The sequence below is a fragment of the Oceanimonas smirnovii ATCC BAA-899 genome, from assembly GCF_000381965.1.
GTDB classification, from domain to species: Bacteria; Pseudomonadota; Gammaproteobacteria; order Enterobacterales; family Aeromonadaceae; genus Oceanimonas; species Oceanimonas smirnovii.
The window spans coordinates 25274-45089 of record NZ_KB908454.1 but is presented as its reverse complement, the minus strand read 5'-3'; the positions used below and the strand labels follow the sequence as shown (position 1 = coordinate 45089).

General features: G+C 57.0%; 15 protein-coding genes. 7 read left to right on the top strand and 8 right to left on the bottom strand.

The genetic code is table 11. The features are described 5' to 3' along the window. Nucleotides 1-3 precede the first annotated feature (3 nt). The 4 genes from G364_RS0100215 to trmB all read right to left on the bottom strand — a co-directional run bounded on the left by G364_RS0100215 (nucleotide 4) and on the right by trmB (nucleotide 4466). Entirely contained in the window at nucleotides 4-1434 is a 1431-nt protein-coding gene (locus tag G364_RS0100215) for a DUF6844 domain-containing protein (protein ID WP_019933126.1), read from the bottom strand. Between the two features lie 43 nt (nucleotides 1435-1477). After that, the gene (lpoB, locus tag G364_RS0100210; RefSeq protein WP_019933125.1) at nucleotides 1478-2086 is read right to left on the bottom strand and encodes a penicillin-binding protein activator LpoB; all 609 of its coding nucleotides are present in this window, start codon (nucleotides 2084-2086) and stop codon (nucleotides 1478-1480) included. A gap of 23 nt (nucleotides 2087-2109) precedes the next feature. Beyond that, nucleotides 2110-3504: a COG3014 family protein gene (locus G364_RS0100205; RefSeq protein WP_019933124.1), complete on the bottom strand. Its 1395-nt coding sequence runs from the start codon at nucleotides 3502-3504 to the stop codon at nucleotides 2110-2112. Nucleotides 3505-3752: 248 nt separating this feature from the next. After that, the gene (trmB, locus tag G364_RS0100200) at nucleotides 3753-4466 is read right to left on the bottom strand and encodes a tRNA (guanosine(46)-N7)-methyltransferase TrmB (RefSeq protein ID WP_019933123.1); all 714 of its coding nucleotides are present in this window, start codon (nucleotides 4464-4466) and stop codon (nucleotides 3753-3755) included. 209 nt (nucleotides 4467-4675) lie between these two features. Here trmB and G364_RS0100195 point away from each other — a divergent pair, with 209 nt between their 5' ends. Together G364_RS0100195 and G364_RS0100190 are read left to right on the top strand one after the other, a co-directional pair. Then, entirely contained in the window at nucleotides 4676-6175 is a 1500-nt protein-coding gene (locus G364_RS0100195) for an NAD-dependent succinate-semialdehyde dehydrogenase (RefSeq protein ID WP_019933122.1), read from the top strand. A 26-nt stretch (nucleotides 6176-6201) separates the two neighbouring features. Next, nucleotides 6202-7614, top strand: a complete 1413-nt coding sequence (locus G364_RS0100190) for an aminotransferase (protein ID WP_019933121.1) — start codon at nucleotides 6202-6204, stop codon at nucleotides 7612-7614. Between the two features lie 227 nt (nucleotides 7615-7841). Here G364_RS0100190 and lysS read toward each other — a convergent pair whose 3' ends face one another. Both lysS and prfB read right to left on the bottom strand, forming a co-directional pair. After that, nucleotides 7842-9329: a lysine--tRNA ligase gene (lysS, locus tag G364_RS0100185; protein WP_019933120.1), complete on the bottom strand. Its 1488-nt coding sequence runs from the start codon at nucleotides 9327-9329 to the stop codon at nucleotides 7842-7844. Between the two features lie 27 nt (nucleotides 9330-9356). Then, nucleotides 9357-10455, bottom strand: a protein-coding gene (gene prfB, locus G364_RS0100180) for a peptide chain release factor 2 (protein ID WP_156816392.1) whose coding sequence is annotated in 2 segments (ribosomal slippage) — nucleotides 9357-10379 and nucleotides 10381-10455 — 1098 coding nt in all. Because the reading frame shifts where the segments join, the coding sequence is not laid out codon by codon here. Nucleotides 10456-10711: 256 nt separating this feature from the next. Between prfB and G364_RS0100175 the strand changes: the two genes are divergently transcribed. The 5 genes from G364_RS0100175 to G364_RS0100155 all read left to right on the top strand — a co-directional run bounded on the left by G364_RS0100175 (nucleotide 10712) and on the right by G364_RS0100155 (nucleotide 16840). Continuing rightward, nucleotides 10712-11725, top strand: a complete 1014-nt coding sequence (locus G364_RS0100175; RefSeq protein ID WP_026344569.1) for an amino acid ABC transporter substrate-binding protein — start codon at nucleotides 10712-10714, stop codon at nucleotides 11723-11725. A gap of 67 nt (nucleotides 11726-11792) precedes the next feature. Further along, a complete protein-coding gene (locus G364_RS0100170) occupies nucleotides 11793-12977 on the top strand; it encodes an amino acid ABC transporter permease (RefSeq protein ID WP_019933117.1) in 1185 nt (394 codons plus the stop codon). A 2-nt stretch (nucleotides 12978-12979) separates the two neighbouring features. After that, nucleotides 12980-14080: an amino acid ABC transporter permease gene (locus G364_RS0100165; RefSeq protein ID WP_019933116.1), complete on the top strand. Its 1101-nt coding sequence runs from the start codon at nucleotides 12980-12982 to the stop codon at nucleotides 14078-14080. Between the two features lie 12 nt (nucleotides 14081-14092). Then, nucleotides 14093-14845, top strand: coding sequence for an amino acid ABC transporter ATP-binding protein (locus G364_RS0100160; RefSeq protein ID WP_019933115.1), 753 nt, complete (start codon nucleotides 14093-14095; stop codon nucleotides 14843-14845). 120 nt (nucleotides 14846-14965) lie between these two features. After that, nucleotides 14966-16840, top strand: a complete 1875-nt coding sequence (locus G364_RS0100155) for a methyl-accepting chemotaxis protein (protein WP_019933114.1) — start codon at nucleotides 14966-14968, stop codon at nucleotides 16838-16840. Between the two features lie 35 nt (nucleotides 16841-16875). Here the strand turns inward: G364_RS0100155 and recJ are convergent, their stop codons facing one another. Further along, entirely contained in the window at nucleotides 16876-18612 is a 1737-nt protein-coding gene (gene recJ / locus G364_RS0100150) for a single-stranded-DNA-specific exonuclease RecJ (RefSeq protein WP_026344568.1), read from the bottom strand. A gap of 315 nt (nucleotides 18613-18927) precedes the next feature. Next, a complete protein-coding gene (xerD, locus tag G364_RS0100145; RefSeq protein ID WP_019933112.1) occupies nucleotides 18928-19815 on the bottom strand; it encodes a site-specific tyrosine recombinase XerD in 888 nt (295 codons plus the stop codon). Nucleotide 19816 lies beyond the last annotated feature (1 nt).

Below are 19816 nucleotides of genomic sequence, written 5' to 3'. Positions count from 1 at the left end.
CCCTCAGAAGTCCGACACATCCATCATGTCCAGGCTGGCACCCTGATTGCTGCCGCCCTGATAGCCTGCCGCGCCTTTCTGCCCAGGCACCTTGCCGGCCTTGAAGGTACGCATGGCCTGCTCTTTCTGCGGATGCCAGGCCACCACCACGCCATTGATTTCGCGATCTGAAGTGGGATGCTTGTGAGTCCAGCGCTTGGCTACCTGCAGCCCCACCAGGCCTTTCACTGACGAGCTCATGCGCGACATTTGCCGGGTTTCCTTGAGCAGATTGGTGGTCAGCTCATCTACGGTTTCTTCACCTTCGTCCGTTTTGGTCACAGTGGCATGCTCTTCACGAGTCTGCCCCGTGGTGACTTCTGCACTGACAGTGCCATAGAGGTTATAGGCTTCGGAAATATGTGCATAAGCGGCCTGCTCGGCCTCAATAAAGGCAAAGTCACGGTTGTCGTTGCATTCTTCATAGTCCACCGGATTACAGCTGTTGCCGGCCATACCAAACGACACCAGCATGGGGTAACCCTGCTCGTCGTGCAGCAACTTGACGCCATATTCATACATCAGGTTGGCCTTGTTGGACTCAAGAAAGTTATCCAGATTAATGCCACGCTTTGCCGGCTCGGGCTGAACATGTCCTTTGCTCTCCTGTAAGGAAGCCAGCACATTCTTCATTTTATTGGAGGTCGACAACACCGCAGCCACGGCCGTTTTACCGTTGTCGTCGGTAATTTCAAACGTGCGGATGATCATGGCACCGCTGATTTCACCCCGTGAGCGAGTCCCCACAGTGCGGCTGATGGCCTTGCGCATCATCAGCTTGCGCTTGGACGGAGGCGCAGCATTATATTCCTGAGGATCCACGCCCAGCTCTACCAGCTTTTGGCTCAGTGACGCATCGGCTACCGCCACCACCTTGTCGAACATAGCTTCCAGTTTGCTGCTTTGCTGCAATTCTTCAGGCGTAAACTCCGGCTCTTTGCTGGTTTTAAACGCTTCCCGCATGACCTCGGACGAAATATCAATATAGAGCTCTTTGATTAAGGCTTCCCGCGCCTTGGTTTGCGCCTGCAGATAGGCAATGTTGCGGGCATCAGCCCAGTCCGGTGAGGTAGGCGCACGGCTGACATCAGCTACGCCATATTGCAGGAACACTTCCTGACCGCGCCCCTGACGCTGATAAGCCGCCTTGCGCTCACGCACATATTTGTCGGCCTGCTCCTGTACGTACAGATGGGCGTTATCAATGCCACGCTCGGCAGATTTTACAATTTCCAGCTCGGTCTGCGCCGGAGCCGCCGGCTCATCCACCACTTCTGCAGCCGGTGGCGGTGCCGTAACCGGTGCCGGTGCATTGGCCGGAGCAGGCTCATTCTGAGCGTGTGCGGCAGGAATCATGGCCAGCAGCAAACAGGCCGCAAGATACTGTTGTTTCATTCATTTATCCCTAAAAACAACGGGGCCATCAGGCCCCGTGCCATTACCAGGTAACAGTGCGGCTGTCACCGCGCTTGATGATGGGGTATTCGCCTTCCCAGTAGGCCAGGCCGTTTTCCAGATTGGTCAGGGTCAGCTGGAAGTAGTAGTCGGACTGCTGAGTACGGCGATCCACCCGGTTATTACGCTGAATGATTTTGCCGCTCAGGCTGAAGTCGGGGGCAATCACCGCATTGTTGCCCTTTACGGTGCTGCGTTTGACCATGGAGGATTTGCGCAGCTCACGCACCTGCTGGGTCATGGCGTCTTCCGGCCCGTTCAGACCGATGGCCGTGGTGGTAATGAATTTGCCGCTTTGCAGCAGGCTGACCCGGATTTTCTTGGTCAGCTGATCGGTATCAATACGCTGAGTGGTATCGTTGATCATGGAAGAGACCGCCATGACATAGCGGCCGCCCTGAGATGCCTTGGGGTGTACCAGCAGCGGGCTGGCAACCATGTCATCCACCGCCTGAGACGCCGCCTTCTCAAAGTCTTTATAATCCAGGCCCATCACTACTGTCTGGTCTTCACCCGGGTTAACATAATGGGCCGTAGTGGCACAGCCAGACAGGGCAGCCATCAGGATCACGGCGGACATTTGCTTTTTCATTGTGCTCTCTCTTGTATTTGCTTTTACAGATTCATCACTTCAACCTGGGGAGTTTGCATGGGCGAGGTTGCCTTTACATACACCAGGTGAAAGCGGCTTTCAGGATCCAGGGTGACATTCAGCGGCTGATCCAGCTCCGCAACCTTAATATCGAGTTTTCCATTTGCAGGGCGCTGCACCCGCGCCAGCTGCCACTCTTTGGGCAGTGCACTCCAGTCGCGAATATCAGCCCCGGTTGTGGCAGCCTGAGTCAGGCCGGCGGCCAGACCCAGCAGCTGGTTTTGATCCTGCAGCTGTTTCTGGGCCACGGTTTTAAGGGTGGCGCGAATGACTTCGCGGCTCAGAATGTAGGGAAACTCGGTTTTAAACTCGGCCTGAATAATGCGGTCCATGCTGGCCAGAGGGCGGGTTTTTACCGGGCCCATCTGCAGATTGCTGAAAGCCGGCTCACGGTCTACCAGCTTAGGCAAGGCAATACCGCTGTAACTGACATTGGAGGTGAGCACAAACAGCGGCAAATCAATGCGGAACTCTTCTTTTTTGCTGCCCAGACCGTTTTCAAACAACACCCACACAGTGGGTTTCTGGCGCTCCATCGACTGACCACGGCGCAGCGCATTGGCCATGTTCATGTCGGTTTTCACATCGGCGTGCTTGGTCAGTCCATATACTCGCTTGAAACTGTCATGGGCCTTGCTGTAATCACTCTTGTCCTGAGCCTTGAGCATGAAATACAGTCCATGCATATAAGTAGCAAAGGGGTTTACATAACCGTCGTAGGCCTGCCACTCAGACAAGTCAACGCCCTGCTGGGCCAGTAACGGATCGGCCGCTTCCAGCGTGCGATTTACGTTTTCCTTATCGACTTTTTCTTCTTCCTCGGCCAGCTCTTCTTTCTGTGCTGCAATTTTGGCGGCGAAATGTTCCGCGGCACGGCGTTGCCGGTCTTCAGTGCGGTTCCACTCAATACGGGCATTGGCATAGTCGCCCTGTGCCATAAAGTTAAGGGCTTTATAGGTATTGAGCATGACGCCGTCATACTGGGTCTGGGTATAACTGGTAATGCTGTCATTCACCAGCATGGAGCCGGCAAGCTCAACGCCCTGCATCAGCACATGCTTGGTATCTTCATCCTTCATGCCGTGCTCGGCCTGATCAAACAGGCTGTTGGAGCGGGCGTATATTTTCTCCTGGCGCATCAGGCTGGCTGCCTGCAGTGACCATAACAGGTCATCGGCCCTGCCTGTGTCATCCAGACCTGAGTGCTGCTCGGCAATGGCAAGCGCATCGAGACTGCGGCCTTCAGCCAGCGCCTGGTCAAAATCACCGAATTTGTTTTTCTGATAAGCCGTCGTACAACCAGACAGCAGCAATATGCCTGCCAGGGCGAAGGGAAATTTTCCTGCGAGGGGATTCATTATGCGCTCTTCCGTGCGTTTTTAATTAAAGTTAATAAGTGCGTCTGAAACTGACGCAGCATATTAAACACAAAAAGAGGACCTGTTTGAACTGTTCGTTAGTATTAAAATGATATTGTTGCGATGAAATATCAGAAATTAAGCAAAAAATCGCCATATAGAAGAAAAGTGCAACACAGAACTGCTTACATAACGAAACAGGGCCGGCAATGCCGACCCTGTTACTTGAGCGCAGGAATAACCTTGCGTTATGACGTACGGGTAAAAATCAGATCCCAGACGCCGTGACCCAGTCGGTGGCCGCGCTGTTCAAACTTGGTCAGCGGGCGGTAATCGGGGCGCGGCATATAGTCGCCGGAAGCAGCAGCATTGGTATAACCCGGCGCGGCCTGCATCACTTCCAGCATATGTTCAGCGTAGTTTTCCCAGTCGGTGGCCATGTGGAATTCACCGCCGATTTTCAGCTTGCTGCGCACCATTTCCACAAACTCGGGGCGTACTATGCGGCGTTTGTGATGACGTTTTTTGTGCCAGGGATCCGGGAAAAACAGCTGCACTCTGTCCAGGCTCTGCTCGGGCAGCATTTGTTCAAATACTTCCACCGCATCGTGGCACATCACCCGCAGGTTGGTCAGACCGGCTTCCGCCGCGCCCATTAAACAGGCACCCACACCCGGCGTGTGCACTTCAATACCGATAAAGTCCTGCTCCGGCGCCGCTGCGGCCATTTCCACCAGGGATCCGCCCATACCAAAGCCGATTTCCAGCACCCGCGGCGCGCTCCGGCCAAATACCGTGTCCAAATTCAGCAGTTCACCGCTGAACTCGATGCCCATCACCGGCCATTGCTCTGCCATGGCTTTTTCCTGCCCCTTGGTCAGGCGGCCTTCCCGGCGCACAAAACTGCGAATTTTACGTTTGCGCAGCTCTTCTTCGGTCTGGGCGGGCTTGTGTTCTGTCATTCTGTTTCTCCGGCGAGCAATGAAGTGCGAATTATCCAAAGTTAGGGCCAAGGTGCAAGCCGAAATGCACCGGCAAAAAAAGTAGCTGTTTTTTAGCCGCTTTCAAAAAAAACACCATGCTGTTGCTGCCATTACCAAAAAAATCAACGGGGTCCGCCGCCTAGACTGAAAACATCAGCAAGCAACCCGAACAATGCAGGAGATCGCTTATGACCGCCATGGAACGCCTTATGCCCAACGGCAAAGTGACCGATGCCCTTATGCCCTACCTGCAAGACCCGCGTCTGGTGCGGGAGCTGGCCTACATTAACGGCCAGTGGGTGCACAGCCATCCTGATTTGCCGGTGTTCAATCCGGCCACCGGTGATGTGATTGGTCATGTGCCCGAGCTTGACGCCGGGCATGCCACTCAGGCGGTGGATGCAGCGCAGTCCGCTTTTGGCCCCTGGGCCGGCCTGCAAGCCGATGAAAGAGCCGCCCTGCTGCTGCGCTGGCATGACCTTATTCTGGAGAATAAAGAAGATCTGGCCATCCTGATGGTGCTGGAGCAGGGCAAGCCACTGCAGGATGCCAGAGGCGAAATTGATTATGGCGCTTCTTTTATTCGCTGGTTTGCCGAAGAGTGCCGACGCGCCTATGGCGACACCATTCCAGGCCATATTGCCGGTGCACAGCTGTTTACCCTGCGCGAGCCGGCCGGAGTGGCGGCATTGATCACGCCCTGGAACTTTCCTCATGCCATGATCACCCGCAAGGCTGCGGCCGCTCTGGCCATTGGCTGCACTGTGGTGATTAAGCCTGCCAAAGAAACACCTTTTTCAGCCCTGGCGCTGGCAGAGCTGGCAGAGCGGGCCGGCTTTGCCCCCGGGGTTATCAATGTGCTCACCGGCCCGGGCAAGACGCTGGGCGATGCTCTGTGCGCCGACAACCGGGTGCGGGCGCTGTCGTTTACCGGCTCTACCGGGGTGGGCAAGCAACTGCTGCAAGCCTGCGCCGGCACCGTAAAGAAATGCGCCATGGAGCTGGGCGGCAATGCGCCCTTTATTGTGCTGCCCGATATGGATATACAGGAAGCCGCCAAAGCGGCCGTGGCCGCCAAGTTTCAGACCGCCGGTCAGGATTGCCTGGCCGCCAACCGCATTCTGGTGCCCCAAAGCCAGTATGAAGAGTTTCTTGATGCCTTTGCCGGCGAAATGGCGCGCATTCGGGTGGGTAACGGCCTCACCGCCGGCACCACCATGGGGCCGCTTATCCACCGCAAGGCTGCGGATAATGCCCAACGTCTGGTGGACGATGCGCTGACCAAGGGTGCCCGGCTGTTTGCGGGCAGCCAGCAGGCCGTGCCCGGTGAAAACTTTTTTATGCCGGTGCTGCTGGCGGATGTAACGCCTGCCATGCGGGTGTTTCGCGAAGAAACCTTCTGTCCGGTCGCCGCCGTACTGCCTTATTCAAATACAGACGAGGTGCTGGCCCTGGCCAACGACACTGAATATGGCCTGGCCGCCTACATATTTGGCCATGACCAACGGCTGATCTGGCCACTGCTGCGCGGACTTGAGTTCGGCATGGTGGCGGTGAACTCGGTAAAAATGACCGGCCACAACATTCCCTTTGGCGGCATCAAACATTCGGGCCTGGGCCGGGAAGGCAGCCGCCACGGCTTTGATGATTTCAGCAACATAAAATACACCTGCCTGGGCGGGCTTTAATCGCGTATTTTTGAAGGAGGTCTATCATGACCATCAACTCTCAGAAGTGGCTTGAAACCGATCGCAACACCATTTTTCATGCCTCCACTCCTCTTGGGCAGTATGCCCGGGGCGAAATGGGCGGACGCATTATTACCGGGGCCGAAGGCATTCGCATTAAAGACTCGGACGGCACTGAACTGATTGACGCCTTTGCCGGCCTCTATTGCGTCAATATCGGCTATGGCCGCATGGAAATGGCCGAGGCCCTGTATGAGCAGGCCAAAAAGCTGGCCTATTACCACACCTATGTGGGCCACAGCAACGAAGCGCTGATTGAGCTGTCACAGCGCATTATCAACAAAGCACCAGCGGGCATGAGCAAGGTGTACTACGGCCTGTCGGGCAGTGATGCCAACGAAACCCAGATCAAACTGGTGTGGTACTACAACAACGTGCTAGGCCGGCCGCAGAAGAAAAAAATCATCTCCCGGGAGCGGGGTTATCATGGCTCTACCATCGCATCCGGCTCCCTCACCGGCCTGCCGCTGTTTCATGCTCACTTTGACTTGCCGCTGGAGCGCATTCATCACACGGCGGCCCCCTGTTACTACCGTCGTGAAGACAGTGCCATGAGCGAGCAGGACTTCTCCCGCTGGTGTGCCGGGCAGCTGGAAGCCAAAATTCTGGCGGAAGGGCCGGATACGGTGGCCGCGCTGATCGCCGAGCCGGTGCTGGGCACAGGAGGCATAGTGCCGCCGCCGGCGGGTTACTGGGCCGAAATTCGCAAGGTGCTCGATAAATATGAAGTACTGCTGATTGCCGATGAAGTGGTGTGCGGCTTTGGCCGGCTGGGGGCCGAGTTTGGCTCCATTTATTACGATATGCAGCCGGATCTGATGACCATTGCCAAGGGCCTGACCTCGGCCTATCAGCCGCTGTCCGGCGTGATAGTGGGAGACAGAGTCTGGCAGACCCTGGAGCGGGGCACCGACGACTGGGGCGCTATCGGCCATGGCTATACCTATTCCGGTCATCCCATGGGGGCAGCGGCGGCATTGTGCAACCTGGATATTATTGAGCGGGAAAACCTGGTAGGCAACGCCGAAACGACCGGTGCTCACCTGCAGCAGCGCATGCAGGCGGCCTTTGCTCATCATCCGCTGGTAGGGGACTGCCGCGGCATAGGCCTGCTGGCGGCACTGGAGTTTTCTGCCGATCCGGCCAAGCGTACGCCGCTGGATCCTGCCCTCAAGGTAGGCCCGCGCATTGCTGCCGCCTGTCTGGAGCAGGGGCTGATTGCCCGTGCCATGCCCCACGGCGATATTCTGGGCTTTGCCCCGCCGCTGGTGGTCACTCCGGACGACATTGACGATATCGTTGCCCGTACCGAAAAGGCGGTGAACAAGGTGACTGACGAGCTGGTGCGTAACGGTGAATGGCGACCGGCCAGGGATTGAAGTTCAAAAAAAGTGAAGGGTGAACAGTGAAGAGTGAAAAAGGCCTGTCAGTGACAGGCCTTTTGTGTTTTTAGCGCACCGGTGCTGCACGAAGCAGCGGCAGGGATTACCGGAGCCAACCGTCACATGCCATGGAAGGCATGTGCCGAGCGTCCCATGGATGGGCTTGAAGCGTGTTGGCGCAGGTAACCCTACCGATGTTTCGCATGACGGACTCTACTCTCCTGTTAACGCTGCGGACGCAGGGTCGGGAACAGGATGACATCACGAATGGTGTGAGAGTCGGTCAGCAGCATCACCAGACGGTCGATGCCGATGCCCTGGCCGGCGGTAGGCGGCAGGCCGTGCTCCAGCGAGGTCACATAGTCCTCGTCGTAGAACATGGCTTCGTCGTCACCGGCGTCCTTCTGCTCCACCTGATCGCGGAAACGCTGAGCCTGATCTTCGGCGTCGTTCAGCTCGGAGAAGCCGTTGGCGATCTCGCGGCCACCGATAAAGAACTCGAAGCGGTCGGTGATGCTCGGGTCGTCGTCGTTACGACGAGCCAGCGGTGATACTTCCGCCGGATATTCGGTAATGAAGGTCGGCTGGATCAGGCGGTGTTCGGCGGTCTCTTCAAAGATCTCGGTGATCACGCGGCCCAGGCCCCAGGTTTTTTCAACCTTGATCTTGAGATCCTTGGCCACTTCACAGGCACCTTCAAAGGTTGCCAGCTGGTCCAGGGTCACTTCCGGGTTGTACTTGAGGATGGCGTCTTTCATGCTCAGGCGCGCGAACGGCTTGCCGAAGTCAAAGGTCTCCTCGCCATACTGCACTTCGGCGCTGCCCAGCACCTCAGTAGTAACAGTGCGCAGCATTTCCTCGGTGAAGTCCATCAGGTCACGGTAATCGGCGTAGGCCCAGTAGAACTCCATCATGGTGAACTCGGGGTTGTGCCGGGGCGACAGACCTTCGTTACGGAAGTTACGGTTGATCTCAAACACCTTCTCGAAACCGCCCACCACCAGCCGCTTCAGGTACAGCTCGGGGGCGATACGCAGGTACATGTCCAGATCCAGCGCATTGTGATGGGTGATAAAGGGACGGGCCGAGGCACCACCCGGAATCACCTGCATCATGGGAGTTTCCACTTCCATGAAGCCGTGGTCGTTCATAAAGCTGCGAATGGCGGCCATCACTTTTGAGCGCACCATGAAGGTCTTACGGGAGTCTTCGTTGGTGATCAGATCCAGGTAACGCTGACGGTAGCGGGTTTCCTGGTCGGACAGACCGTGGAATTTCTCCGGCAGCGGGCGCAGGGCCTTGGTCAGCAGCTGAAAACGGTCCATGTTGACGTAGAGGTCGCCCTTGCCGGACTTGTGCAGGGTGCCGGTCACGCCGATGATGTCACCGATGTCGAGGCCACTGTACTGATCCTTGATCAGCTTCTGGGCATCCTTGGTGGCGTAGGCCTGAATACGGCCGGACATGTCCTGCAGGGCCAGAAAGGGGCCGCGCTTGGCCATAATGCGGCCGGCCACCGAGGCTACCTTACCCAGCGATTCCAGGGTCTCTTTATCGTGCTCACCGAATTCGGCCTGCAAATCGGCGGCCAGATGCTCCCGGCGAAAGTCGTTGGGGTGACCGTTGGCGGGGCAGTCCTTGCGGATCTGCTCCAGCTTGGCACGGCGCTCGGCAATGAGCTTGTTCTCGTCTTGTTGCTGCTCTGTCGTCATGATTAAGCCTTGTTTGAATCTTTTTATTTACAGCCCGGACTTGAGGCTGGCTTCAATAAACTTGTCCAGATCACCGTCCAGCACCGCCTGGGTGTTGCGGGTTTCCACGCCGGTGCGCAGATCCTTGATGCGGGCGTCGTCCAGCACGTAGGAGCGGATCTGGCTGCCCCAGCCAATGTCGGACTTGCTGTCTTCCAGCGCCTGTTTCTCGGCATTCTGCTTTTGCAGCTCCAGCTCATAGAGCTTGGCTTTCAGCTGCTTCATGGCCTGATCGCGGTTTTTGTGCTGAGAGCGGTCATTCTGACACTGCACCACCACGCCAGTCGGCTCATGAGTAATACGTACCGCCGAGTCGGTCCGGTTTACGTGCTGACCACCGGCACCGGATGCCCGGTAGGTATCGATGCGCAGATCCGCCGGATTAACCTCAATTTCGATATCATCGTCAATTTCCGGATACACAAAGGCAGAGCAGAAAGAGGTGTGACGACGACCGCCGGAGTCGAACGGAGATTTACGCACCAGACGGTGCACACCAGACTCGGTGCGCAGCCAGCCATAGGCATATTCACCGGAAAAACGCACTGTGGCAGACTTGATGCCGGCCACTTCCCCTTCCGACAGTTCGATGATCTCGGTTTTAAAGCCGCGGGCCTCACCCCAGCGCAGATACATGCGCAGCACTATGTTGCACCAGTCCTGGGCTTCAGTACCGCCGGAGCCGGACTGTAAATCGAGATAGCAGTCTGACGCGTCCTGCTCACCGGAAAACATGCGACGGAATTCCAGATCCTCAAGCTTTTTCTCAAGGCCCGCCAGGTCGGATTTGGCTTCTTCGAAGGTGTCTTCGTCTTCTTCTTCTACCGCCAGCTCCACCAGCTCGCCAATGTCGGCAATACCCCGGTCCAGCTCTTCCAGGGTTTCCACCACGGTTTCCAGGGCGGATCTTTCCTTACCCAGTGCCTGGGCGCGCTCGGGCTGATTCCATACATCCGGCTGTTCCAGCTCGGCGTTTACTTCTTCCAGACGCTCTTTTTTGGCGTCATAGTCAAAGGTACCCCCTAAGAAGCTGCGCCCGTTCAGACAGCTCCTTAAGTTTGTTGTACACAGGGTTTGTTTCAAACATGGACTGACAGACTCTCTGTTTACTAAGTGAGTGGACTTGGCGCTTGGCCAAATAAGGCGGCTATTCTACCCAAAAGCTGCCCAAAACGCAGCCATACCGATGATTTTCATCCGCAAACAGGCACCCTTTTGGCATCAAAATATTCACCTGCCTTTCCTGCACTGTGGCGATCTTGTGCTAATACTCTAAATGGCATGCCGTTTTATGCCCCCAATGCATAACGCAATCGTTTAATCGCCAACAAGAGGATGTGTTTATGACAGGCAAAGGAACAGCAGCGATTCTGATGGCCGGCACCCTGCTGGCCGCCCCCCTTCAGGCCGCCACCCTGGATGAAGTAAAGCAACGGGGAGAGCTGAAATGCGGTGTAAACAGCGGTCTGCCGGGTTTCTCCAACCCCGATGACAAGGGCGTATGGAAAGGCCTGGATGTGGATCTGTGCCGGGGCATTGCCGCCGCCATCTTCAACGATGCCGGCAAGGTGCAGTACATTCCGCTCAACGCCAAGGAGCGCCTCACCGCCCTGCAGTCGGGTGAGATTGATGTGCTGTCGCGCAATACCACCTGGACCTCCAGCCGCGATACTGAACTTGGTATCAACTTTACCGGCGTCAACTACTACGACGGTCAGGGCTTTCTGATTAACAAAAACCTGGGCGTCAGCAGCGCCAAGGAGCTGGATGGTGCCGCCATCTGTATTCAGTCGGGCACCACCACAGAGCTGAACGTGGCAGACTATTTCCGCCGCAACGGCATCGGCTACAGCGCCGTTGTGTTCGACACGTCCGAGCAGACGGTACAGGGGCTGGAAGCGGGGCGCTGTGACGTGCTGACCTCGGATCTGTCCCAGCTTTATGCCCTGCGCATCAAGCTGTCCAAACCCGATGATGCTGTGGCACTGCCCGAGGTCATTTCAAAAGAGCCGCTGGGGCCTTCGGTACGGCAGGGAGATGATCAATGGTTTAATGTGGTCAAATGGACTCACTTTGCCATGGTCAATGCCGAAGAGCTGGGCATTACCAAAGCCAATGTAGACAGCATGAAGACCAGCGAAAACCCGGACGTTCGCCGCCTGCTGGGCCTGGAAGCCGACTTCGGCAAGGGCATGGGGCTGGATAAGGACTGGGCCTATCGCATCATTAAACAAGTAGGTAACTACGGCGAAATCTTTGAGACCAACGTGGGTCAGAGCTCGCCGCTGAAAATTGACCGCGGCCTGAACGCGCTCTGGACCGAAGGCGGCCTGCAATACGCGCCACCGGTACGTTAATGCCGGCACGGGCTGCTGCGGCAGCCCGTTACTCACAGGTGCCAGTGTCATATTCAAGGATGAAGCCATGTCGTCACCGCTCAAGCCTGCCTCCCCTTCGGTAAAGTTCTGGCGCGATCCTGCCAAGCGGGCGCTGCTGTTTCAGGTAGTACTGCTGTGCGCCGTGGCCGCCTTTATCGGATTTATTGTTAACAACACCCTTAATAACCTCAGTACTCGCGGCATTACCACCGGCTTTGGCTTTCTGGATGATCCTGCCGGTTTTGCCATTGCCCAGTCACTGATCCCCTACGCCGAAACCGACACCTATGGCCGCACTTTTGTAGTGGGCCTGCTTAATACGCTGCTGGTCTCGTTTCTCGGCATTATCGGTGCCACTGTGCTGGGCTTTATCATTGGGGTGGCGCGGCTGTCACCCAACTGGCTGATCGCCCGGCTGGCCTCGGCCTATGTGGAGTTGTTCCGCAACCTGCCATTGTTGCTGCAGATGTTTTTCTGGTATTTCGCCGTGCTGCGTACCCTGCCCGGCCCACGCAACAGTCTGAGCCTGAATGACAGCGCCTTTCTTAATGTGCGCGGCCTTTATTTACCAGAGCCTCTGCCCGGTGCGGGTTTTCACTGGATCTGGCTGGCGCTGTTGCTGGCCCTGGCCTTTTCTTTCTGGCTGATCCGCTTTAATCACCGTCGCCAGGAAGCCACAGGGCGGCGACTGCCTGCCTGGTGGATCAGTATCGGGCTGATACTGGCCCTGCCCGGTCTGACCTTTGTCGCACTGGGCGCACCGCTGGAATGGAACTATCCTGAGCTGCGCGGCTTTAACTTTCGCGGCGGCATGACCATTATTCCCGAGTTTCTTGCTCTGTGGCTCTCACTGACGGTGTATACCGCCGCTTTTATTGCGGAAATTGTCCGCTCCGGTATTCAGGCTATTTCTCACGGCCAGACCGAGGCCGCTCATGCGCTTGGCATTAAAGACAGCCTGACACTGCGGCTGGTTATTATTCCTCAGGCCATGCGGGTCATTATTCCGCCACTGACCAGCCAGTACCTTAATCTGACCAAGAACTCATCTCTGGCCACCGCCATCGGTTATCCGGATCTGGTCTCGGTATTTGCCGGCACCACCCTTAACCAGACCGGTCAGGCTATTGAAGTCATAGCCATCACCATGCTGGTGTATCTCACCATCAGCCTGCTGGTGTCTTTCTTTATGAACTGGTTTAACAACCGCATGGCGCTGGTGGAGAGGTAAGCATGTATAAAGATACCCTGACCCCGGAGCGTCCGGCACCGGTTTCCAGCAAAGGGCTGCCCGGCTGGCTCAGAGCCAACCTGTTTTCCGGCCCGCTCAATACGGCAGTGACCCTGCTCGGCCTTTATGCCCTCTATCTGATACTGGTCCCCGTGATTGACTGGGCCATTATCAGCGCCGACTGGACCGGCAGCAGCCGTAACGACTGTACCGGTGACGGGGCCTGCTGGGTGTTTATCAGCGCCCGGCTGCAGCAGTTTATTTACGGCTTTTATCCGGATTCAGAACTGTGGCGCATCAATCTCACCTTTGTGCTTTTTGTGGCGCAGCTGCTGTGGCTGGCCCTGCCCCGCATGCCGGGCAAAATGTGGCTGGCTCCTTTTATGGTGGTGGTGTTTCCGGTCATCGCCTGGGTGCTGCTTTATGGTGGCTGGTTCGGTCTGGCAGAAGTACCCACTCACCGCTGGGGCGGCCTGACCCTGACCCTGATACTGGCAGTAGTAGGCATTACCGCCGCCCTGCCTATCGGTACCCTGCTGGCACTGGGGCGGCGCTCGGATATGCCCATAGTGCGCAGCCTGTCGGTGGTATTTATCGAGTTCTGGCGGGGCGTACCGCTGATTACCGTGCTGTTTATGTCGTCGGTGATGCTGCCACTGTTTGTACCCGAGGAGCTGACCCTCGACAAGCTGGTGCGGGCCATGATTGGCATCATTTTTTTCCAGTCTGCCTATATGGCAGAAGTGGTGCGCGGTGGCCTGCAGGCCATTCCCAAGGGTCAGTATGAAGCTGCCGAAGCGTTAGGGCTGAATTACTGGAAAATGATGGTGCTGATAGTACTGCCCCAGGCGCTGAAGCTGATGATACCGGGCATAGTGAATACCTTTATTGCCCTGTTCAAGGATACCAGCCTGGTGCTGATTATCGGCCTGTTCGACCTGCTGGCCATAGTACAGTCGGGGCTGGCAGACCCCAACTGGCTGGGCTTTGCCACAGAAGGATATGTGTTTGCCGGTCTGGTTTTCTGGATTTTCTGCTATGGCATGTCCAAATACAGTCAGTATCTGGAACGCAAGCTGCACACCGGCCATCACAAACGTTAGTGGAGTAAGTACATGGATGCACAGCAACAGGAATACATGGTTACCCTGCAGGGCGTGAACAAATGGTATGGGGATTTTCATGTACTGCGGGACATCGATCTGACCGTGACCAAGGGCGAGCGCATCGTAATTTGCGGCCCGTCCGGATCGGGCAAGTCTACCCTTATTCGCTGTATTAACCGGCTGGAAGAGCACCAGCAGGGCGATATTATCGTGCGCGGCACGCCACTGACCAACGACGTAAAAAACATTGAAACCATTCGCCGGGAAGTGGGCATGGTGTTTCAGCACTTTAATTTGTTTCCGCACTTAACCGTGCTGGAAAACTGCACTCTGGCCCAGATTTGGGTGCGTAAAACTCCCCGCCGGGAAGCAGAAGAAATCGCCATGAAACTGCTGACCCGGGTCAAGATTGAAAGTCAGGCCAAAAAGTATCCGGGTCAGCTTTCCGGCGGCCAGCAGCAGCGGGTAGCCATTGCCCGCAGCCTGTGCATGAACCCGGAAATCATGCTGTTTGACGAGCCTACCTCGGCGCTGGATCCGGAAATGATCAAGGAAGTGCTGGATGTGATGATAGAGCTGGCGGAAGAAGGCATGACCATGATGTGCGTGACTCACGAAATGGGCTTTGCCCGCACCGTGGCCGACAGAGTGATTTTTATGGATGCCGGTCAGATTATTGAAGAAAACGATCCCGAAACCTTTTTTCACCATCCGCAGTCGGAACGGACCAAACTGTTTCTCAGTCAGATCCTGGGCAACTGAGACCAGCAAAGGCTGCAGTGCAACATGCTGCAGCCCAACTTTTTTACAGCACAAGATTTCACTTAAGTTGCGGTGTGCTCAGCCGATAAGTGTATTGCCTCCCCAACCCGGAATAACAAGATGCAAAACCTTAAATTAAAGCACAAGATACTGCTGAGTTTTGTCGTAGCAATTGTGCTCACCGTGGCTGCGATCAGCACCATGAGTTTTATCAGCCTTAAAGACAAACTCTATAGTGACAGCCAGCATTCGGTGGCAGCCATGGCCGAAAAGGAAACAGGCCGGGTTTCTGACTGGCTTGCCATGCGTCAGGGCATGCTGACTGCAGCCAGCAAGCAACTGGGAGACAATCCGCATCCGGCCCTGCAGCTGATTGAAGAAGCCGGTGATTTTCAGCTGGCCTATTTTGGCACCAGCAGCGGTATTATGCTGGACGCTCACCCAAGGGATCGCAGCGGCTACGACCCCCGTACCCGTCCCTGGTACCAGCTGGCACAGCAGGAAAATCGTGCCGTAGTAACCGCCCCCTATGAAGATGCCACCTTTGGCGGCACTGTGGTCACCCTGGCCGAGCCGGTTAACCGCGGCCCCTGGCAGGGCGTGATTGCCGCCGATGTGGCCATTACCAGCCTGATTGAAAGCGTGAATGCCATTCGCCTGCCCGCCGAAGGCTACGCCATTATGCTGAGTCAGGATGGTACATTAATCGCCCATCGTGATGCCAAACTGGCCCTGCAGCCCTCAACAAAAATTGATCAGGAGCTGAGCGCTGCCAACCTGAGCCGCTGGCAAAAGACCCCTGAAATGCACCCTGTCAGTCTGAATAACACCGACAAGCTGGTGTATGCCGAAGCCATTCCCGACAGTGACTGGCAGCTGCTGTTTGTGCTCGACAAGGCCGCGCTGGAAGCGCCCCTCAGTGCTCAGCTGTGGCGTCAGCTGGGTATCTCTGTTCTGGTCACCATTGCTGCTGTTGTCCTTATCAGCCTGCTGTTGCAATACCTGCTCGGTCCGCTGGTCAGAGTATCCCGGGGGCTGGAGCAGATCGCTGATGGCAAAGGTGATCTGACACAGCGCATTGAGCTGCACAGCAAAGACGAAGTCGGTCTGCTGGCCAGCAACTTCAACCGCTTTGTCGCCAGCCAGGCCGAGCTGATCAAGGATATCCGCCATCAGGCAGAAGAACTTGGCAGCAGTGCCGAACAGGCTTCGGTACGGGCCAACCAAAGCGTCACCGAGCTGGGCCGGGCCCAGCAGGAAGTCACTCAGGTGGCTACCGCCGTGACCGAGATGGCTTCTGCTACTCAGGAAATTGCCCATAATGCCGAACAGACGGCCACTGCGGCTCAGCAGTCGAGTTCCAGCACCGAGCAGGGCAAACAACTGGTACACAAAACCCGCGATTCAATTTTCACGCTGGCCAAGGAAATGGAGCAGGCCGCGGCGGTCATCACCCGCCTGGATCAGCATGCTCACGACATATCCAGCGTGCTGGCCACCATTCAGGGCGTAGCTGAGCAAACCAACCTGCTGGCCCTGAACGCCGCCATTGAAGCGGCCCGTGCCGGTGAGCAGGGCAGAGGCTTTGCGGTGGTGGCTGATGAAGTACGGGTGCTGTCCCAGCGCACTCATGCTTCCACCGAGGAAATTCAGGGCACCATAGGCACGCTGCAGCAGGCCACCGGTGAGGCGGTGAAACTGATGCAGACCAGCCGCAATATGGCCGAACTGAGTGCAGAAGATGCCGAAGCCGCAGCGCAGGCGCTGGAGGAAATTACCGCTGCAGTAGGATTGATTTCAGATATGGCCAGCCAGATTGCTACCGCCGCGGAAGAGCAGAGCCAGGTGACCGGGGAAATTACCCAGAACACGACCGCCATCAAGGATGCCTCTGACGAGCTGGCCAACGATGCCGAACAGTCTTTGCAGCAGTCCAAGGATCTGCATCAGCAGGCCGGTGAGCTCAAGGGACTGGTCAGCGCCTTTCGAGTATAAATAACACAGGCAGCGCCGGCTGCCTGTGTTTTACTTCACGATAGTGGTGCCAGCCGCTCCACCAGCAGTTGCAGCTGGCGTCGCCCCTTCCATTCATTCACATCCGGCTTGTACACCAGCTGCACTTTCTGAATGGCGGCATTGGGCCAGATACCCAAGTCCACATTAAAGGCGATAGCATCGATCACGGTGCGCCCTTCGTCCGGGCTGAGCACCAGCTTGAGGTGTTTGTCGCCCACCAGCCGCTGCTGAATAATGCGAAACTCACCGTCGAATACCGGCTCGGGAAACGCCTGTCCCCAGGGGCCGGCAAAGCGCAGCTGCTCCGCCAGCTCCAGATTCAGCTCGTTCACGCTCAGCTCGCCGTCACTTAAAATTTCACCGGCCAGCAGCTCGGGGCTGACCCACTCATCCACCATTTGCTCAAAAGCGGCCTTGAACGGCGTTAAGGCGTTTTTGGTCAAAGACAGCCCGGCGGCCATGGCATGACCACCGAACTTGGTGATAAGTCCGGGATGACGGGTGTTGATGGCATCAAGCAAATCGCGCAGGTGCACGCCGGGAATGGAGCGGCCCGAGCCTTTCAGCTCATCGTCGCCGGCCTCGGCAAAAGCGATCACCGGGCGGTAATACTGCTCCTTGATGCGCGAAGCCACCAGCCCCACCACGCCCTGATGCCAGTCGTCCTGATGCAGTACCAGCCCGGACGGCAGTGCGCCATCACTGATGCGCACCCTGGCCAGGGTAGCAAGGGCTTCCTGCTGCATGCTGGCCTCAATGGCCTTGCGTTCACGGTTCAGCTCATCCATCTGCGCTGCCAGCCGGCGGGCTTCATTAATATCGTCACAGAGCAGACAAGCCACGCCCATGGACATATCATCCAGCCGGCCCACCGCATTGAGCCTCGGCCCGAGGGCAAAGCCCAGATCAGACGCTACCAGCCGCTGCTGATTGCGTCCGGAAATATCAATTAATGCCTGAATGCCAGGGCGTAGCCGGCCGGCGCGCATGCGCTGCAGCCCCTGATGCACCAGCACCCGGTTGTTACCGTCCAGGGCCACCACATCGGCCACCGTGCCCAGTGCAACCAGATCGAGATAATCCGCCATATTGGGCGGGCGAATGCCCTGCTGCTCAAACCAGCCCTGCTCACTCAGGGCCGAGCGCAGCGCCAGCAGCAGGTAAAAAGCCACCCCTACCCCGGCCAGGTTTTTGGAAGGAAAATCACAGCCGCTCTGATTAGGATTGACGATGGCGTCGGCATCGGGAACGTTTTCACCGGGCAGGTGATGGTCGGTCACTATGACCTCCATGCTTGCGGCTTTGGCTGCCGCCACGCCGCTGATGCTGGAAATGCCGTTATCCACGGTGATCAGCAGCTCGGCCCCCAGCTTTTGTGCTTCTTCCACCACCTGCGGACTCAGACCATAGCCGTAGTCAAAACGGTTGGGCACCAGATAATCCACGGCTTGCGCCCCCATGGCCCGCAAGCCGTGCACCATCAGCGCCGAGCTGGTGGCACCGTCACAGTCAAAGTCGCCCACTATCAAAATGCGGCGCTGGTTTTTCAGGGCGGCAGCCAGCAGACGCACCGCTTCACCCATGCCCTTGAGCACCGGCTTGTGCAGATTGCCCGCCTGTAAATTCAGCTGCTCCGGCGTGGTGACACCCCGGCTGGCATACAGCCGCTGCAGTAAAGGAGAAAGGCTGGCAGGCAGCTGATGAGCCACCGGCTCACGCCGGCGAATGGGCAAAGCAGAGAAGGATGACATGAATAATACTGGCTGTTTAAACAGGGGAAACACACTAACCGCACCCGGTGAAATTTGCAACGCTCCGACCGCCTTCGGCGGAGCTGTAAGCCGTAAGCTATCAGCTGTAAGTTGCTCAGGTGGTGCTAATAGATTCGGGGTTGTGCCTGCAGCTTTTTCCTGTCGGTGTTGTGGATTTGTGCCAGCTAAAGCGGCACCTACACCTACACCTACACCTACCTACTGTCAGCCATTATATAAACGCAGGCACGGCGCAGTGCCTCCAGCCATACCACTTAAGGCTTATAGCTGACAGTTCAAGCTCCCCCGAAGGGGTCATCCGCGGGGGTGGTGCTCTTCATGCAAGGCATTGAGGCGGTGGGTGGCCACATGGGTATAGATTTGGGTAGTGGAGAGATCCGAGTGGCCCAGCAGCATTTGTACCACCCGCAGGTCGGCTCCGTGGTTAAGCAGATGAGTGGCAAAGGCATGGCGCAGGGTGTGGGGCGACAGCTCCTGAGTAATGCCGGCGCGCAGGGCGTAATGCTTGATGCGGTGCCAGAAGGTCTGCCGGGTCATCTGCCGGGCCCGGCGGGACGGAAACACCACGTCTGACGCCTGCTCGCCCAGCAGCGCTGCCCTGCCCTCTTTTAAAAAACGGCTTAACCAGTGAAGGGCTTCTTCGCCCATGGGGACCAGCCGCTCCTTGTTGCCCTTGCCGGTTACCCGTACCAGCCCCTGACGCAGGCTGACACTTTCCATCGACAGGCTGACCAGCTCGGTCACCCGCAGGCCAGTGGCATAGAGCAGCTCTAGCATAGCTTTATCACGCAGCTCCAGCGGATCATCAGCTTCCGGCGCATCCAGCAGGGCCAACACCTGCTGCTCACTCAAATCCTTGGGCAGGCGCTTGGGCAGCTTGGGCCCGGCAATGAGCACGCTGGGATCATCACTGCGCAGTTGTTCCCGCAGCAGATACTGAAAAAACCGCCGCAATACACTCAGCATACGCGCCGTACTGCTGGCCTTGAAGCCCAAATCGATACGATGGGCCAGATAGTGCTGCAGAGTCAGGCTGTTAACCGCCAGCAAACTGTCGCCTTCGCCGTCCAGCCAGCCGGCAAAATGGCTGAGATCACTGCGATAGGATGCCAGGGTATTGTCGGACAGGCCTTTTTCCAGCCAGAGGGCATCGATAAACTGCTCGACCAGCGGATGACTCATA

Bases quoted from the DNA above. Each gene is read 5' to 3' on its own strand.
- trmB (WP_019933123.1), bottom strand. From the start codon at position 4,466: ATGACAGAACACAAGCCCGCCCAGACCGAAGAAGAGCTGCGCAAACGT.
- G364_RS0100165 (WP_019933116.1), top strand. From the start codon at position 12,980: ATGTATAAAGATACCCTGACCCCGGAGCGTCCGGCACCGGTTTCCAGC.
- lpoB (WP_019933125.1), bottom strand. From the start codon at position 2,086: ATGAAAAAGCAAATGTCCGCCGTGATCCTGATGGCTGCCCTGTCTGGC.
- lysS (WP_019933120.1), bottom strand. From the start codon at position 9,329: ATGACGACAGAGCAGCAACAAGACGAGAACAAGCTCATTGCCGAGCGC.
- G364_RS0100195 (WP_019933122.1), top strand. From the start codon at position 4,676: ATGACCGCCATGGAACGCCTTATGCCCAACGGCAAAGTGACCGATGCC.
- xerD (WP_019933112.1), bottom strand. From the start codon at position 19,815: ATGAGTCATCCGCTGGTCGAGCAGTTTATCGATGCCCTCTGGCTGGAA.
- G364_RS0100160 (WP_019933115.1), top strand. From the start codon at position 14,093: ATGGATGCACAGCAACAGGAATACATGGTTACCCTGCAGGGCGTGAAC.
- G364_RS0100205 (WP_019933124.1), bottom strand. From the start codon at position 3,504: ATGAATCCCCTCGCAGGAAAATTTCCCTTCGCCCTGGCAGGCATATTG.
- G364_RS0100190 (WP_019933121.1), top strand. From the start codon at position 6,202: ATGACCATCAACTCTCAGAAGTGGCTTGAAACCGATCGCAACACCATT.
- G364_RS0100155 (WP_019933114.1), top strand. From the start codon at position 14,966: ATGCAAAACCTTAAATTAAAGCACAAGATACTGCTGAGTTTTGTCGTA.
- G364_RS0100170 (WP_019933117.1), top strand. From the start codon at position 11,793: ATGTCGTCACCGCTCAAGCCTGCCTCCCCTTCGGTAAAGTTCTGGCGC.
- recJ (WP_026344568.1), bottom strand. From the start codon at position 18,612: ATGTCATCCTTCTCTGCTTTGCCCATTCGCCGGCGTGAGCCGGTGGCT.
- G364_RS0100175 (WP_026344569.1), top strand. From the start codon at position 10,712: ATGACAGGCAAAGGAACAGCAGCGATTCTGATGGCCGGCACCCTGCTG.
- G364_RS0100215 (WP_019933126.1), bottom strand. From the start codon at position 1,434: ATGAAACAACAGTATCTTGCGGCCTGTTTGCTGCTGGCCATGATTCCT.